17 protein-coding genes and 1 riboswitch are annotated in these 16,175 nt (G+C 65.5%); of the genes, 13 read left to right on the top strand and 4 right to left on the bottom strand.

Features of this window, described 5'->3' with window-relative positions:
- Window positions 1-85: 85 nt before the first annotated feature.
- Both fabI and EN853_RS19855 read left to right on the top strand, forming a co-directional pair.
- Window positions 86-904: an enoyl-ACP reductase FabI gene (gene fabI / locus EN853_RS19860; protein ID WP_127861118.1), complete on the top strand. Its 819-nt coding sequence runs from the start codon at window positions 86-88 to the stop codon at window positions 902-904.
- A 54-nt stretch (window positions 905-958) separates the two neighbouring features.
- Window positions 959-1,546 carry a histidine phosphatase family protein gene (locus EN853_RS19855; protein WP_127861119.1) on the top strand — a complete coding sequence of 196 codons (588 nt, stop codon included), beginning with the start codon at window positions 959-961 and terminating at the stop codon, window positions 1,544-1,546.
- Window positions 1,547-1,833: 287 nt separating this feature from the next.
- Here EN853_RS19855 and EN853_RS19850 read toward each other — a convergent pair whose 3' ends face one another.
- Complete coding sequence (locus tag EN853_RS19850; protein ID WP_127861120.1) at window positions 1,834-2,094, bottom strand: DUF1344 domain-containing protein; 261 nt, start codon at window positions 2,092-2,094, stop codon at window positions 1,834-1,836.
- A 213-nt stretch (window positions 2,095-2,307) separates the two neighbouring features.
- Between EN853_RS19850 and aroC the strand changes: the two genes are divergently transcribed.
- Complete coding sequence (gene aroC / locus EN853_RS19845) at window positions 2,308-3,423, top strand: chorismate synthase (RefSeq protein ID WP_127861121.1); 1,116 nt, start codon at window positions 2,308-2,310, stop codon at window positions 3,421-3,423.
- An 85-nt stretch (window positions 3,424-3,508) separates the two neighbouring features.
- On the top strand, window positions 3,509-4,609 hold the full coding sequence (gene ribB / locus EN853_RS19840) for a 3,4-dihydroxy-2-butanone-4-phosphate synthase (protein WP_127861122.1): 1,101 nt from the start codon (window positions 3,509-3,511) through the stop codon (window positions 4,607-4,609).
- A 53-nt stretch (window positions 4,610-4,662) separates the two neighbouring features.
- Here the strand turns inward: ribB and EN853_RS19835 are convergent, their stop codons facing one another.
- Complete coding sequence (locus EN853_RS19835; protein WP_127861123.1) at window positions 4,663-5,883, bottom strand: MFS transporter; 1,221 nt, start codon at window positions 5,881-5,883, stop codon at window positions 4,663-4,665.
- A 121-nt stretch (window positions 5,884-6,004) separates the two neighbouring features.
- Between EN853_RS19835 and EN853_RS19830 the strand changes: the two genes are divergently transcribed.
- Window positions 6,005-6,598 (top strand): TetR/AcrR family transcriptional regulator, encoded by a 594-nt coding sequence (locus EN853_RS19830; RefSeq protein ID WP_127861124.1) that lies wholly within the window; start codon window positions 6,005-6,007, stop codon window positions 6,596-6,598.
- 128 nt (window positions 6,599-6,726) lie between these two features.
- Window positions 6,727-7,707, top strand: coding sequence for a hypothetical protein (locus EN853_RS19825; protein ID WP_127861125.1), 981 nt, complete (start codon window positions 6,727-6,729; stop codon window positions 7,705-7,707).
- A 29-nt stretch (window positions 7,708-7,736) separates the two neighbouring features.
- Here the strand turns inward: EN853_RS19825 and bluB are convergent, their stop codons facing one another.
- Window positions 7,737-8,474 (bottom strand): 5,6-dimethylbenzimidazole synthase, encoded by a 738-nt coding sequence (bluB, locus tag EN853_RS19820; protein WP_127861126.1) that lies wholly within the window; start codon window positions 8,472-8,474, stop codon window positions 7,737-7,739.
- A 41-nt stretch (window positions 8,475-8,515) separates the two neighbouring features.
- Window positions 8,516-8,695, bottom strand: a riboswitch (cobalamin riboswitch).
- A 115-nt stretch (window positions 8,696-8,810) separates the two neighbouring features.
- On the opposite strand from bluB, the gene EN853_RS19815 reads away from it, so the two are divergent.
- From EN853_RS19815 to dxs, 5 genes are all read left to right on the top strand, one after another.
- A complete protein-coding gene (locus tag EN853_RS19815) occupies window positions 8,811-9,737 on the top strand; it encodes a histone deacetylase family protein (RefSeq protein WP_127861127.1) in 927 nt (308 codons plus the stop codon).
- Between the two features lie 3 nt (window positions 9,738-9,740).
- The gene (locus EN853_RS19810) at window positions 9,741-9,992 is read left to right on the top strand and encodes an exodeoxyribonuclease VII small subunit (protein ID WP_127861128.1); all 252 of its coding nucleotides are present in this window, start codon (window positions 9,741-9,743) and stop codon (window positions 9,990-9,992) included.
- 44 nt (window positions 9,993-10,036) lie between these two features.
- Window positions 10,037-10,303, top strand: a complete 267-nt coding sequence (locus tag EN853_RS19805) for a DUF2277 domain-containing protein (protein ID WP_127861129.1) — start codon at window positions 10,037-10,039, stop codon at window positions 10,301-10,303.
- Between the two features lie 9 nt (window positions 10,304-10,312).
- The gene (locus tag EN853_RS19800; protein WP_127861130.1) at window positions 10,313-11,233 is read left to right on the top strand and encodes a pirin family protein; all 921 of its coding nucleotides are present in this window, start codon (window positions 10,313-10,315) and stop codon (window positions 11,231-11,233) included.
- A 231-nt stretch (window positions 11,234-11,464) separates the two neighbouring features.
- A complete protein-coding gene (gene dxs / locus EN853_RS19795) occupies window positions 11,465-13,378 on the top strand; it encodes a 1-deoxy-D-xylulose-5-phosphate synthase (protein ID WP_127861131.1) in 1,914 nt (637 codons plus the stop codon).
- 253 nt (window positions 13,379-13,631) lie between these two features.
- Here dxs and EN853_RS19790 read toward each other — a convergent pair whose 3' ends face one another.
- Window positions 13,632-14,033: a GFA family protein gene (locus EN853_RS19790; RefSeq protein WP_127861132.1), complete on the bottom strand. Its 402-nt coding sequence runs from the start codon at window positions 14,031-14,033 to the stop codon at window positions 13,632-13,634.
- 115 nt (window positions 14,034-14,148) lie between these two features.
- On the opposite strand from EN853_RS19790, the gene EN853_RS19785 reads away from it, so the two are divergent.
- Both EN853_RS19785 and EN853_RS19780 read left to right on the top strand, forming a co-directional pair.
- Entirely contained in the window at window positions 14,149-14,919 is a 771-nt protein-coding gene (locus tag EN853_RS19785; protein WP_127861133.1) for a TlyA family RNA methyltransferase, read from the top strand.
- A complete protein-coding gene (locus EN853_RS19780; RefSeq protein ID WP_127861134.1) occupies window positions 14,916-16,157 on the top strand; it encodes a class I SAM-dependent RNA methyltransferase in 1,242 nt (413 codons plus the stop codon). Before EN853_RS19785 ends, EN853_RS19780 begins: the two co-directional genes overlap by 4 nt.
- Window positions 16,158-16,175: the final 18 nt, after the last annotated feature.

Below are 16,175 nucleotides of genomic sequence, written 5' to 3'. Positions count from 1 at the left end.
AGCCAGTCTGTTTTCGACGCTTGAAGGGGCTTTGTGCCTGTGCGATAGGGCTCCACAAGCTGACATTCTTGCGGAGAACGCGCACATGGCGGGTGGACAGGGCCTTATGGCCGGTAAGCGAGGCCTTATCCTCGGCGTCGCGAACAATCGGTCGATCGCTTTCGGCATCGCCAAGGCTTGCGTCGACCACGGCGCGGAAATCGCGCTGACCTATCAGGGCGAGGCGTTCAAGAAGCGCGTCGAGCCGCTGGCGGCTGAGCTCAACGCCCATGTCGCCGGCCATTGCGACGTCACCGATCCGGAAAGCCTCGACGCCGTCTTTGCCGACATCGCCAAGCACTGGGGCAAGCTGGATTTCCTCGTCCATGCCATCGCCTTCTCCGACAAGGACGAGCTCACCGGCCGTTATGTCGAGACGACGCGCGATAATTTCCTGCGCACCATGGACATCTCGGTGTTTTCCTTCACCACCATCGCCAAGCGCGCCGAGCCGCTGATGAGCGAGGGCGGCTCGCTGCTGACACTGACCTACTACGGCGCCGAGAAGGTGATGCCGCACTACAACGTCATGGGCGTGGCCAAGGCGGCGCTCGAAGCCAGCGTGCGCTATCTCGCCGTCGACCTCGGCGCCAAGAAGATCCGCGTCAACGCGATCTCGGCCGGCCCGATCAAGACGCTGGCCGCCTCCGGCATCGGCGACTTCCGCTACATCCTCAAGTGGAACGAGTACAACGCGCCGCTCAAGCAGACGGTGACGCAGGAGGAAGTCGGCGATTCCGGCGTCTACTTCCTGTCGGACCTGTCGCGCGGCGTCACCGGCGAGGTCCATCACGTCGATTCCGGCTACCACGTCGTCGGCATGAAGGCGGTCGACGCACCGGACATCTCGACCGTCAAGGAATAGCCCTCTCTCCGCCTACCTTCCATCCAGGCCCTGGCCCGACCTCCGGAAGACCTGATGTATCCGCTCGTCTACATCGCACGCCATGGCCAGACGCAGTGGAATACCGAGCGTCGGCTGCAGGGCCAGGCTGACACCGACATCAACGCGCTCGGCCGCGAGCAGGCGACCCGCAACGGCCATCGTCTGGCCGGCCTTGTCAAAAATCCCGCTTCGTTCGACTTTGTCGCCAGCCCGATGCGGCGCACCCGCGAGACGATGGAGCTGATGCGCGCGGCGATGGGGCTCGATCCGCTTGCCTATCGCACCGATCCGCGTCTGGTGGAGCTGAGTTTCGGCGACTGGCAGGGTTTCACCTTCGCCGAGCTCGAGGCCCAGCATCCGGGCTCGACCAAGGGCCGCCGCGCCACCAAATGGGACTTCCTGCCGCCCGGCGAGGGCGCGGAAAGCTATGAGATGCTGCTCGAGCGGCTGAAGCCGTGGCTCGACGCTCTCGACCGGCAGACGGTCTGCGTCACCCATGGCGGCGTCATGCGCTGCTTCTTCCGCGTCGTCGCCGGCCTGTCCAAGCAGGAAGCGGCCGGCCTCGAAATCCCGCAGGATCGCCTGCTTCGGCTGGAGGGCCGGAGCCTGGAGTGGCTGTAGCAGCCGCGCCTCAGCGTCGTCATCCTAGGGCGAAGCAGGAGCGAAGCTCCGTCGCGGAGACCCTAGGATCCATGCCATGACCTAGGCCGAATGGCAAAAGCGGTGCAGAACAGAGGTCGTTCGGCACCGCTGCAAAGCTCCGACGCAACGGCATGGATTCTAGGGTCTGCGCGCGTCGATCCACTCCTTGCTTCGCCCTAGAATGACGAAGCTTTCGGCGTCCCGGCCAACGCCTAAGGTGGTCCCTCTACCGGCGCACCGCGTTGGCCAAGACCTCGTGGCGCGGGTTAATTCTGGTCGCTGTCCGGCAGCTGCATATCGGTGACGACGTTCTCGCCATTGGTCACGTCAAAGGCGATGACGATGTCCATGCCGGGCTTCAGTGCATCGAGATCCGTCTCGGCGTTGAGCTTGTAGGCCTTTCCGTCGTCGAGCGTCAGCGTCAGCGTGTCCTTGTCGACCTTCTTGATCAGGCCTTCGGTCTGGCCGGCGAACGCGGCGGTGGAAATCATGAGCATGGCGCAAACAGCGCCAATCAGGGTACGCATCGTCGTCCTCTTTGGTCATTGCGCCGGCTGGTCAGCGGCGGGTCCTCAACGGCGGATGGGAAGAGAGCAGAAACCAAGCGAATGTGTCAAAACTAAAACAGCCAGATCACAGATTGATGCAGCCGATCACCGTTTGACCGCTGTGGAAAACGCCAATAGAAGGCACCCTTGAACCGGCGAACCGGCTCCGCCGCCGGGCAGGGCGTTTCTTCCATGTCTCACAACACCTTCGGCCATCTCTTCCGCGTCACCACCTGGGGTGAAAGCCATGGCGCCGCGCTCGGCTGCGTTGTCGACGGCTGCCCGCCCGGCATCCGCTTCAAGCGCGAGGATATCCAGGCCGAGCTCGACAGGCGCCGCCCCGGCCAGTCCCGTTTCGTCACCCAGCGCCGCGAGCCGGACGAGGTGAAGATCCTGTCCGGCTTCATCCTCGACGAGGACGGCGAGACGATGATCACCACCGGCACGCCCATCTCGATGCTGATCGAGAATGTCGACCAGCGCTCGAAGGATTATGGCGAGATCGCCCGCCAGTATCGGCCGGGCCATGCCGACTACACCTATGAGGTCAAATATGGCCTGCGCGACCATCGCGGCGGCGGCCGCTCCTCGGCGCGCGAGACGGCCGCGCGGGTGGCGGCCGGCGCGCTGGCGCGCAAGGTGGTGCCCGGCATGGTGGTGCGCGGCGCCCTGGTCTCGATGGGTGAAAAATCGATCGACCGCGCCAACTGGAATTGGAATTTCGTCGGTGATGCCGAAAATCCGTTCTTCACCCCCGATCCGGCCTCGGTCCCCGTCTTTGCCGCCTATCTCGACGGCATCCGCAAGGCCGGCTCCTCCGTCGGCGCGGTGATCGAGATCGTCGCCGAGGGCGTGCCGGCCGGCCTCGGCGCGCCGATCTATGCCAAGCTCGACCAGGACATCGCCTCCGGCCTGATGTCGATCAACGCCGTCAAGGGCGTCGAGATCGGCAACGGCTTCGAAGCCGCCCGCATCACCGGCGAGCAGAACGCCGACGAGATGCGCATCGGCAATGACGGCAAACCGGTGTTTTTGTCCAACAATGCCGGCGGTATCCTGGGCGGCATCTCGACCGGCCAGGCGATCATTGCCCGCTTCGCCGTCAAGCCGACCTCCTCGATCCTGACGCCGCGCAAGTCCATCGACAAGGACGGCAAGGACGTCGAGGTCATGACCAAGGGCCGCCATGACCCGTGCGTCGGCATTCGCGCCGTGCCGATCGGCGAGGCCATGGTTGCCTGCGCGATCGCGGATCATTATCTGCGGCATAGAGGACAGACAGGTAAGGGAGTAGGCAGTAGGGATTAGGCAGTAGGCAGCATGCCAGCCCGACACAGCCCTTTCCTTCCCTACTGCCTAATTCCTATTCCCTTGCGAGCGAAGCGAGCGATCCATGCCATACGACCAGAAAAAGATCGTCGAAGCGATCCGCGCTTTCGAGCGCGGCGAGATCGTCGTCGTCATGGACGATGACGGACGCGAGAACGAGGGCGACCTGATCGTCGCCGCCGTGCACTGCACGCCCGAAAAGATGGCCTTCATCGTCCGCAACACCTCCGGCATTGTCTGCACGCCGATGCCGCGCGAGGAGGCGAGGCGGCTGAACCTGGCGCCGATGGTGGCCGACAACGATTCCGCCCACACCACCGCCTTCACCGTCAGCGTCGACTTCAAGCACGGCACAACGACCGGCATTTCGGCCGACGACCGCACGCTCACCGTGCGCAACCTCGCCAACGGCAATGTCGGCGCCTCCGACTTCGTCCGTCCGGGCCATATCTTCCCGCTGATCGCACGCGAGGGCGGCGTCCTGATGCGCTCGGGCCACACGGAGGCAGCGGTCGACCTCTGCAAGCTCGCCGGCCTGCCGCCGGTCGGCGTCATCTCCGAGCTGGTCAATGACGACGGCACGGTCAAGCGCGGGCCCGAGGTTCAGGCCTTCGCCGAGCAGCACGGCCTGAAGCAGGTCTCGGTCGCCGATCTCATCGCCTACCGCCAGCGCAAGGAAACGCTGGTCGAGCGCGTCGCCTGCTCGGACATCGATACCCCCGGCGGCAAGGCGCAGGTCTTCACCTACACGCTGCCCTGGGATTCCATGCACCACGTCGCGATCGTCTTCGGCGACATCCGCGACGGCGAGGACGTGCCAGTGCGCCTGCATTCGGAGGATGTCGTTACCGACGTCTTCGGCACCAGCCACCGGCTGGAGCGCATCATGAAGGCGATGGGCGAGCGCAGGCGCGGCGTCATCGTCTATCTGCGCGAGGGCTCGGTCGGCGTCGCCCACCAGGAGCGCAAGCGGCCCGTGAGCGGTGAGCGCGAGGATCACGAGGAAGCCCGCCGGCGCGAGAGCGAGTGGCGCGAGATCGGCCTCGGCGCCCAGATCCTGAAGGATCTCGGCATCTCCTCGATCAACCTGATCGCCTCGCGCGAGCGCCACTATGTCGGCCTTGAAGGGTTCGGCATCCACATCGCCAAGACAGAGATTTTGTAGCTGGCTTCAGTTAATCTCCAGCGTGGAAACGATTGGCTGCATGCCTCTTCCCGTTACTCCGCCGGAACCACCGCTTCGCCCCCATCCACGTCGCAATCCTCTGTCGCCAGCCGGCATCGACCGGCTAGCACCGCAGCCAGCGCGACCGCGCCTGCGGCAACCGATACAAAGAACCCGTTCTGCGGTCCAAAAGTGTCGACCGTCCAGCCGGCGGCGAATGAGCCCAGTGCCATGCCGATGCCGATCCCGGTCGTCACCCAGGTGACGCCTTCGGTCAGCATTGCCGGCGGCACATGGCGTTCGATCAGGCCGAAGGCGGTGATGAAGGTCGGCGAGATCGCCACGCCGCTGACGAAGACGGCGAGCGCCAGCGTCGGCAGCGTATCGGCAAAGAGCAGCGGCAGCGTGGTCAGCGCAATCACTGCCACGGCTATCGCGAGTTGCCGCTGCAGCGGCGCCTTCAGATTGAGCGCGCCGACGATAATGCCGAGCACGAAGGATCCGAGCGCATAGACACCGATGACGAGGCTCGCCGCTTCAGGCTGGCCGAGCCCTTTGGTGATCGCAACCGTCGTGACTTCGGTGGTGGCGAAGGTCGCGCCGACGAAGATCAGGGCGAAGGTGATGATCTGCACCGGGCGCAGCCGGATCGCTGAACCGGCCGCGCCGTGTTCCGCCGGACGCACCGGCGGCTCAGTCGAGCGCTGCAGCAGGAACGCCGCCGAGCCGAAGGCGAGCAGCAATGTGCTCACCAGCATGCCCGCCTCCGGGAACAGCGCTGCGCTCAGGCCCACCGACAGCGAGGCGCCGGCGACATAGACCAGTTCGTCCGCCGCCGATTCGAAGGCGAAGGCGGTGTTGAGCTCGGGGCGATTGCGAAAGATCTCGGTCCAGCGCGCCCTGACCAGCGCCGGGATGCTGGGCATGGCGGCGGCAAGCAGCGCGGACAGGAACAAGGTCCATAACGGCCAGTGCTGGTTGGCCGCGGCGATGAGGGTCGCGAAGGAAAGCACCGACACGAGGGTTGTGGGCACGGCAACCCGGCTCTGGCCGAGCCGGTCCACCAGCCGCGAGACCTGCGGCGACAGGACGGCGTTGACCAGCGCGTAGGTGGCCGAGACGGCGCCGGCCAGCCAGTATTCGCCATGCGTCTGCGACAGCATCGCCACCATGCCGATCGGCGCCATGGCGATCGGCAGCCGAGCGACGAAGGCCGCCGCGGCAAAGCCTTTCGTGCCGGGAGCCCGAAAGATGTCCGAATAGGGGTTTCGCATGGTCCTGCTCCTCGACAAGGGAAGATGCCGCAATTACATACGCAGCGTATGAGTGTCAGATAGTTCATACGCCTCGTATGTCAATTGGCATACGAGGCGTATGTTAATAGGGCCAGAAGCCATGCACAGACCCCGCAAGGAGATGATCGCCGAGACGCGCGCCAAGCTGATCGCGGCGGCCCGCCATGCCTTCGGCACGATCGGCTATGCCGAGGCCTCGATGGACGATTTCACCGCCTCGGCCGGGCTGACGCGTGGCGCGCTCTACCATCACTTCGGCGACAAGAAGGGGCTGCTGCAGGCGGTGATCGCCGAGATCGACGGCGAGATGGCTGCCCGGGTGGACGAGGTGGCCTCGCGGGCGCCGACGCGCTGGCAGCACTTCGTCGATGAATGCACCACCTACATCGAGATGGCGCTGGAGCCGGAGATCCAGCGCATCATGTTCCGCGACGGCCCGGCGGTGCTCGGCGACCCGGCGCAATGGCAAAACGCCAACGCCTGCACGGCTTCGATGACCGATCACCTGACGGCGCTGCAGCGGGACGGCGTCGTCGTTCCCGATCTCGATCCTGAGACCGCCGCGCGGCTGATCAACGGCGCCAGCAGCCAGGCCGCGCAGCGCATCGCCAATTCCGAGGATCCCGAGGCGACGTCGAAGAAGGCGATAGCGGCGTTCAAGCAGCTCCTGGAAGGTCTACGCAAGCAATCCTGATCAGGCCGTCAGGCAGCATGTCCCCGAGTTTGTGCACCGGTTTTGCGGCGGGGCCGCCGCCCCGCGATTGACAATCGCCGGCACGAGCGCATCCTCTCCGGCCAACTCTGAGGCGGGAGAGTCGGGCCATGTGGGACTTCAGCATCGGCCGGTCGGTGTCCATCATGATGCGGACATGGCCGTTCATTGTCTTTCGCATGATCGTCTATTTCGGCATCACGGTCGCCTATATCGTGGCGACCGGCACCGGCGCGAGTGTCGGCTATGGCGTCGGCCACATTTCCACCGATCCCGATGGCCCGGCGTCTTTCGCGCTTTGGGGCGGTGTCGTCGGCTTCGGCGTCGTCTCGATCGCCGTCTACTGGATCCGTGAATACATCCTCTATGTGCTCAAGGCCGGCCACATCGCCGTCATGGTCCATCTGATCGACGGCCGCGACGTTCCCGACGGCCAGGGCCAGATCACCTATGCGCGCGAGGTGGTGACCAAGCGCTTCGCCGAGGCCAACATCCTTTTCGTCGTCGACCAGCTGGTGAAGGGCGCCATCCGCGCCATCACCGGTCTGATCGGTGGCATCGCGGCATTCCTGCCCATTCCGGGCCTGAGCGGTCTGGTGAGCTTCATCAATACCGTCATCCGACTGTCGCTGACTTATGTCGACGAGATCATCCTCGGCTACAACATCCGCATCAATTCCTCTTCGCCTTTCGAGACGGCGCGGCAAGGCGTCGTGCTCTACGCGCAGAACGGCAAGCACATGGTCAAGAATGCCGTCTGGCTGGCGGTGATCATGTGGGGCGTGTCCTTCGTTATCTTCCTGTTGATGCTGGCACCGGCCGGCGCGATCCTGTGGTTCATGCCGGGCCAGCTCGCGGGCTGGGCCTTCGTGCTGGCAATCGTCTTCGCCTGGGCCTTCAAGGCGGCCTTCATCGAGCCCTTCGCCATCGCTTCGCTGATGCAGGTCTATTTCGCCGCCATCGAGGGCCAGGCTCCCAATCCGGAATGGGACCGCCGCCTCGCCGAGGCCTCGTCCAAGTTCAGGGAGCTTCGCGACAAGGCGCTCGGCTCCTTCGGTGGCTCGCGCTGGGATTCGCCCCGGGCTGCGTGATCGCAGCCCCGACCGCGAAAGCCGCCCGATCAGGGCTTCGGCAGGTCAGCGCCACGAAGCCTCGCGATCGCCGATTTGAGCGGCGCTTCGCCGGCGCCGCAAAAGGTCTCGCTCATCACCAGGTCGGGCAGCGGCAGGCGCTTGCCCCAGCCATGCGCTTCGAGATCGGGCTTCGGCGCGAATTCCGAGACGCGGCCGACGCAGAGATAGGCGATCGGCGTGATATGCTCGGGGATCGACAAGAGCCGCTTCAGCGCCTCGGTCTCGATGATGCTCACCCAGCCGACCCCGACGCCTTCGGCGCGCGCCGCCAGCCAGAAATTCTGCACCGCGCAGACGGTGCTGTAGAGATCCATTTCCGGATTGTGCCAGCGCCCGAGCGGCGAGTTCTGCGAGCGTAGGCGGTCGCAGGTGATGCAAAGGTTGAGCGCGCTTTCGCAGATGCCTTCGAGCTTCAGCTTGCGGTAGAGCGCCTGCCGTTCCGCCTCGATCGCCGGCAGTTCCTGCTCGCGCGCGGCCAGGAACAGGTCGCGCACCTGCTTGCGTCGTTCGCCATCGCGGATGACGATGAAGTTCCACGGCTGCATGTAGCCGACCGACGGCGCGTGGTGTGCTGCCGTGAGCAGTCGCGCCAGAACGGAATCATCGAGATCGTCGGCAACGAAATGGCTGCGCACGTCGCGCCTGGTGAACATCGCCCGGTAGACGGCGTCGCGCGCCAATTGGTCAAAATCATCGCCGCCGGTGGCGGCCGCTCGTGCCTGCATCGCTTGTCCCCTTGCGACAGCAGTCCCCCGCCTGACCATGCGGACGACCATGTCTGCCAGGCCGGTCTTCTGGCTCGGGATCGTCCCGCGTCCGGCGCCTTCCCGTCCAGGACAGTGGCTTTGCCGGCGCGGTCCCCCTTACAGCGTTGGGCACGCCACGGAGTTCAACCGTGTTCCCGATTCTCCCGCGCGTTGCGGGCACCAGGCAGCGGCGCCACCTTACCGCGAAGCGAAGGCCGCGCCAATGCCACCAGCGACACGATAGGGCGCGATTTTCCCCAGCCATTCGGCGCTCAAACATGGTCATCCGGGTTACGGATGCCTAGATTAGGCGCCATGACCACCCGTCTCTACACCCATCCGGTATTTCTGGAACACCTCACGCCGCCCGGCCACCCCGAGCGTCCCGACCGCCTGCGCGCCATCGAGCGCGTGCTTGACGACGAGGCTTTCTCGGCTCTCGAACGCGTCAAGGCGCCGGCAGGCGACGAGGCGACCATCCTCTATGCCCATCCCGAGGATTTCGTCGCCCGTGTCCGTGCGGCTATCCCGGCGAGCGGTATCGTTTCCATCGACGCCGACACCAGCGCCAGCCCGAAGAGCTGGCGGGCCGCGGTGACAGCGATCGGCGCTGCCAATGCTGCGATTGACGACGTCTTCGAGGGCCGCGCCGCCAATGCCTTCGTCGCCGCCCGCCCGCCCGGCCATCACGCCGAAAAGACGACAGCGATGGGCTTTTGCCTGTTCAACACCGCGGCGATCGCCGCCCGCCATGCGCAGAAGAAACACCAGGCGGAGCGCGTCGCCATCGTCGACTGGGACGTTCACCACGGCAACGGCACGCAGGATATCTTCTGGGACGATCCGTCGGTCCTCTATTGCTCGACGCACCAGATGCCGCTTTATCCGGGCACCGGCGCGAAAAGCGAGACCGGCGCCGGCAACATCGTCAACGCGCCGCTTGCGCCCAGGACCGGCAGCGAGCTGTTCCGCGACGCGTTCCTGTCGCGCGTGCTGCCGTCGATCGACGCGTTCGCGCCGGACCTGATCATCATTTCCGCCGGCTTCGACGCGCACCATCGCGATCCGCTGGCCGAGATCAACCTGACCGAGGACGATTTCGACTGGGCGACCGGCCAATTGATGGAGCGTGCCGGGCGCCACAGCGGCAACCGGCTCGTCAGCCTGCTGGAGGGCGGCTACGATCTGCAGGGACTGGCATTTTCGGTCGCCGCCCATGTCGGGCGGCTGATGAAGGGATGAATGATGGCTGATGAAGCTAACCAAGACGTCAAGGCGATGAGCTTCGAACAGGCGCTCGACGCGCTGGAGAAGATCGTCGATGATCTGGAGCGCGGTGATGTCCCGCTCGACCAGTCGATCAGGATCTACGAGCGCGGCGAGGCGCTGAAAGCCCATTGCGACCGCCTGCTGAAGGCTGCCGAGGACAAGGTCGAGAAGATCAGGCTCTCGCGCGACGGCAAGCCGGCGGGCACGGAGCCGCTCGACGCCGAGTAGTTTGGAACGGGGGTGGGACAGACAAGCAGGTTAGGAGTTCAAGCATGTGCCGAAACATCAAGACCCTGTTCAATTTCGATCCGCCGGCGAGCAATGACGAGGTCCATGATGCGGCCCTGCAGTTCGTGCGCAAGCTGAGCGGCTCGACCAAACCGTCGAAGCGCAACGAGCACGCTTTCCACCATGCTGTCGAGGCGATTGCCGCCGCTGCGCGCGAGCTCATCGATTCGCTCGAAACCACGCAGCATCCACGCAATCGCGAGGAAGAGGCGGCCAGGGCGAAAGCCAGGTCCGCGCTTCGCTTCGCCTGAGGTCGTGACATGAGCTTCTTCCCGGGCAACGATCCTGAGGCCGGCGACGCGTTTGCCTGCGACCAGATCGAGTTGATGGTCATCCCCAACGCCAAGGACATCGGTGACTTCGAGGTCCGCCGCGCCTTGCCGACGGCAAAACGCCGGCTGGTCGGTCCGTTCATCTTCTTCGACCGCATGGGGCCGGCGATCCTGCGCGCCGGCCACGCGATCGACGTGCGCCCGCATCCGCATATCGGACTTTCCACCGTCACTTATCTGTTCGACGGCAAGATCCGGCATCGCGACTCGCTCGGCACCGAAATGGTCATCGCGCCAGGCGACGTGAACCTGATGACCGCCGGCCGCGGCATCGTCCATTCCGAGCGCACGCCCGAGGAATTGCGCGGCGCGCCGATGTCGGTCTCCGGCCTGCAGACCTGGCTGGCCTTGCCCGACGGCAAGGAAGAGGTCGCTCCGGTGTTCGCGAACACATCGGTGATCCGCCTGCCCGAGATCGACGCCGAAGGCGTCAGCGGCCGCGTCGTCATCGGCGAATTTTCCGGCCTGCGCTCGCCGGTCGCGACCGCCTCGGAGACGCTCTATGCCGATCTGCGGCTGGCGGCGGGCGCCAGCGTCAAGATCCCCGCCGATGCCGAGGAGCGCGCCATCTATACGCTGGAGGGCGAGGTTTCGATTGCCGGTGACCGCTTCCCGGCCGAGCGGCTGCTGGTGTTCAAGCCGGGCGAGGAGATCGTCGTTTCGTCGGAGCGTGGCGCGCATTTCATGCTCTTCGGCGGCGCGTCGCTGGGCTCCAAGCGTTACATCTGGTGGAATTTCGTCTCGTCCTCGAAGGAGCGCATCGAACAGGCCAAGGAAGAATGGAAGACAGGGCGCTTCGATATCGTTCCTGGCGATGAGGAAGAATTCATACCGCTGCCAGAAGGTTAGAGCAGGACGGACATCCTGCGCCGGCCGCGTCACTGACACGCATTTACATTCGCTCGCCGGCGGCATATTTCGCGCATGATCAAGGCGCATATTGGTGAAGGTCGAAGCAATTCCAGGAAAAGTGTGAACGGTTTTCCGTCCGGAATTGCAGGAAGACAAAGAGACAGGGCGGTCCGGTGAAACGGTTAACCGCTCTGAGGCAAGGTTGAGATTTAAGCAGGCCGCAACAGAGTGAACCCGAAGCCCGACACGCCGCTGCTCGACAAGGTCCGCATCCCCGCGGATCTGCGGGCGCTCGAGGAAAGCGAGCTGCCGCAGCTGGCAAGCGAGCTGCGCACCGAGCTGATCGATGCCGTGTCGCACACGGGCGGCCATCTTGGCGCCGGCCTTGGCGTCGTCGAGCTGACGGTGGCGCTGCACTATGTCTTCAACACACCGCAGGACCGGCTGATCTGGGACGTCGGCCACCAGGCCTATCCGCACAAGATCCTGACCGGCCGCCGTGACCGCATTCGTACGCTGCGCCAGGAAGGTGGCCTTTCCGGCTTTACGCGGCGAGCCGAGAGCGAATACGACCCCTTCGGCGCCGCGCACTCCTCGACCTCGATTTCCGCCGGCCTCGGCATGGCGATGGGCCGCGACCTTTCGGGCGGCCGCAACAATGTCATTGCCGTCATCGGCGACGGCGCCATGTCGGCCGGCATGGCCTATGAAGCGATGAACAATGCCGGCGCGCTCGATGCGCGCCTGATCGTCATCCTCAACGACAACGATATGTCGATCGCCCCGCCGACCGGCGCGATGAGCGCCTATCTGGCCAGGCTCGCCTCCGGCAAGGCCTATCTCGGCCTGCGCGATTTCGGCAAGAAGCTGTCGTCTTATCTCGGCAAGCGCGCCGACCGCGCCATCACGCGGGCGGTCGAGCATGCGCGCGGCTACGTCACCGGCGGCACGCTGTTCGAGGAGATGGGTTTCTACCACATCGGCCCGATCGACGGGCACAATCTGGAGCACCTGATCCCGGTGCTGAAGAACGTCCGCGACAATGCCGGCGGCCCGGTGCTGATCCATGTCGTGACCCAGAAGGGCAAGGGCTACGCGCCGGCGGAAGCCGCCGCCGACAAATATCACGGCGTCAACAAGTTCGACGTCATCACCGGCGCGCAGGCCAAGGCGCCAGCCAACGCGCCGAGCTACACCAAGGTCTTCGCCGAGAGCCTTATCCAGGAGGCCCGCGAGGACGACCGCATCGTGGCAATCACCGCCGCCATGCCGAGCGGCACCGGCCTCGACCTGTTCGGCGAGGTGTTCCCGACCAGGACCTTCGATGTAGGCATCGCCGAGCAGCATGCGGTGACCTTCGCCGCCGGCCTCGCCACCGAAGGCTACAAGCCCTTCGCCGCCATCTATTCGACCTTTCTGCAGCGCGCCTACGACCAGGTCGTGCATGACGTGGCGATCCAGAAGCTGCCGGTGCGCTTCCCGATCGATCGCGCCGGCTTCGTCGGCGCCGACGGCGCCACCCATTGTGGCGCCTTCGACACGACCTTCCTGGCCTCGTTGCCCGGCTTCGTCGTCATGGCCGCTGCCGACGAGGCGGAGCTTCGCCACATGGTGCGCACCGCCGCCGACTACGATGGCGGCCCGATCGCCTTCCGCTATCCGCGCGGCAACGGCGTCGGCGTCGACATGCCGGAGCGCGGCTCGGTGCTCGAGATCGGCAAGGGCCGCATCCTGAAGGAAGGCACCAAGGTCGCGCTTCTCTCCTTCGGCACGCGGCTGCAGGATTGCCTGCTGGCTGCCGAAGAGCTCGGCGCGGCGGGCCTCTCCACCACCGTTGCCGACGCCCGCTTCGCCAAGCCGCTGGACGAGGATCTGATCCGCCGCCTGGCGCGCTCGCATGAGGTCCTGGTGACCGTGGAAGAGGGCTCCGTCGGCGGCTTCGCCAGCCATGTGCTTCATTTCCTCGCCCATGAAGGTTTGCTGGAAAACGGCCTCAAGGTGCGCCCGCTGGTGTTGCCGGACGAGTTCACCGATCACGCCAAGCCCGAGAAGATGTATGCCGACGCCGGCCTCGACACGGCCGGCATCGTGCGCACCGTCTTCGCCGCCCTTGGCCATGGCGTTCAGGCGCAGCGCGCCTGAATCGAAACCTCAAGCTGCTGTATCGGTTTGCCGGGTTCCGGTTGTAAGTATTTGTTAACGCAGGCTCCCCAGCTCGTGGTGCTGCCCGAAGTCGCGCCGACCGCGCCCGTTCCGGTTGAGCCGCGCAAGCAAGCCTCCAACAGTGACCGCCTGAAGCCGGCCGTCGAGCGCCCGGTCTCGCGTACGGTCTTCTGATGCATGTCGCCCAAAAGTGCCTTGCGGTTTTGGGACAACGACATGCATCAAAGAAAAATCAGAACCAGAGATCGCGCACGCAGCGACCGTCGCGCGGCAGGTCGTCGAAGGTCTCGAGGCCGTCGAAATGGTCGATCGGCAGGTCGGCGACGGCTTCCGGCGGCGCCAGCCTGACATTGACGGCAATGCGGGTGCGGTCGCCGGCGCTCGAACGGAGGCCACGCCAGGCGAGCACGCAGGCACAGGTCGGACAGAACAGGATCTCGAACGCGGGCTCGGTCACTTCGGCGCGCGTGTAGGAATTTATCGGTCCCGCGACGCGGATGCGCTCGTCGACGTAATCGTAGGCCCAGAGGGTGCCGTAGCGGCGGCAAAGCGTGCAGTTGCAGGCCGTGATCGGCCCCGGATCGCCTTCCAGTGTCCAGTGGGCGGCGCCGCAATGGCAGGTTCCCTTCAGCATTGCCTCCTCTTCAGGTTGAGTGCGCGGACTTTCGTGACCTGTATTCCGCCGTGCCGCAAGCCATATTCAACACGCTGCCATTGCCTTCGCGGCCGGCTTTCGCCAATGAAGGCCGATGAACTCTCCGTTGCCAGCCAGCACACGCCAGCGGCTCGACGAATTGCTCGTCGAGCGCTGCCTGTTCGCCAGCCGTTCGCGCGCCCGCGACGCGATCGAGCGCGGCACGGTCACAGTTGACGGTGTTGTTGCCCGCAAGCCTGGTCAGTCCGTCGCGGCGGACTGCCTTGTCGCCATCGACGATCCGGCGCAGGCCTACGTCTCGCGCGCGGCGCTCAAGCTGATTGCCGGCCTCGACCATTTCGGCCTCGATCCTAAGGGCAGCGAAGCGCTCGACATCGGCGCCTCGACCGGCGGCTTCACCCAGGTGCTGCTCGAGCGCGGCGCGGCGCACGTCACCGCGATCGATGTCGGCCATGGCCAGATCCATCCCGACATGGGCGGCGATCCGCGCGTGACGGTCGTCGAGGGGCTCAACGCCCGCGACCTGACTGTCGCCGATCTCGGCGGCCGTATCCCGGATTTCATCGTATGCGACGTCAGCTTCATCTCGCTGAAGCTGGCACTGCCGCCAGCGCTTGCATTGGCGCGGGAGGGCGCCAGGGCGCTGCTCCTCGTCAAGCCGCAATTCGAGGCGGGGCGCGAGGCGATCGGCAAGGGCGGACTGCTCAGGGATCCGGCCGATGCCGAGCGCATCGCCGGCCTGCTCAGGGACTGGCTTCGCGGTATTCCCGGCTGGCGGGTGCTGGGGCTGCGTCCCTCGCCGATTGAGGGCGGCGACGGCAACCGCGAATTCCTGCTCGCTGCGATCAAGGATGGCGGGAAATGAGCGCGCGCTTCACCATCGGCAGGCTTGGCGCGCAGGGCGACGGAATCGCCGCTGCCGAGGGCGGCGAGGTCTTCATCCCGTTCACGCTGCCCGGCGAGACCGTCACCGCCGCACGCCAGAAGGATCGCGCCACGCTGATGTCGGTGCTGGAGGCGTCCCCGCTCAGGATCGATGCGGCTTGCCGCCATTTCACCGAATGCGGCGGCTGCGCGCTGCAGCATTTCGAGGCCGAGGCTTACCGGCAATGGAAGCGTGAAAAGGTCGTGCACGCGTTGAAGGCCAAAGGCATCGCTTGCGAGGTCGCCGATCTGGTGCCATGCGCGCCGCACACGCGCCGCCGTGTCGTTTTCAGCGCCAGGCGCACCGAGGCCGGCATGCTGCTCGGCTTCATGCGCGCGCTTTCTTCCGAGATCATCCCGATCGAGGAATGCCCGATCTCGCTGTGGGTGATCGTTGCCGCGCTTGATCGTTTGCGGAGGCTGGCCGATCTGGTTTGCGCCGCGCCGAAGGCCTTCCACATGACGGTCACAGTCACGGCATCCGGCCTCGATATCGCGGTGCAGGATTCCGGCAAGCTCGGCGAGAACCAGCGCCGCATCGCCTCCAATTTCGTCATGGCCGAGGGGTTGGCCAGGCTTTCCGTCGACGGCGAGGTCATCGTCGAGCCGAAGAAGCCGGTGGTGCAGTTCGGGTCGGTGGCCGTCGCGGTGCCGCCTGGCGCCTTCCTGCAGGCGACGGAGGCCGCCGAGCAGGCTATGGCCAGTCTCGTCGGCCAGCATCTATCGCGCGCGAAAAAGGTCGCCGACCTTTTCGCCGGCTGCGGCAGCTTCGCGCTCAGGCTCGCGGCGAAGTCGGAAGTCCATGCCGTCGAAGGTGACGCGCCGGCTCTTGCCGCGCTCGACCACGCCTTCCGTTTTGCCAGCGGATTGAAACGGGTGACTAGCGAGCGCCGCGACCTCTTCCGCCGACCGTTGACCTTCAAGGAATTGAACGGCTTCGACGGCCTGGTCTTCGATCCGCCGCGCGCCGGCGCCGAGGATCAGTCGAAGCAGATCGCCCGCTCCGAAGTCCCGCTGGTCGCGGCCGTGTCCTGCAATCCGGTGACGCTGGCGCGGGACCTGCGCATCCTCCTCGACGGCGGCTATACGTTGAAGAGCGTGACGCCGATCGACCAGTTCCTGTGGTCGCCGCATGTCGAGGCCGTCGCGCTGCTGGAGAAGCCGAGACGGCGCCGGTAGTCCACAACCGGCGGTTCG

This window comes from Mesorhizobium sp. M1C.F.Ca.ET.210.01.1.1, assembly GCF_004791585.1.
Taxonomy (GTDB): domain Bacteria; phylum Pseudomonadota; class Alphaproteobacteria; order Rhizobiales; family Rhizobiaceae; genus Mesorhizobium.
This window is presented reverse-complemented; position numbering and strand designations above follow the sequence as displayed.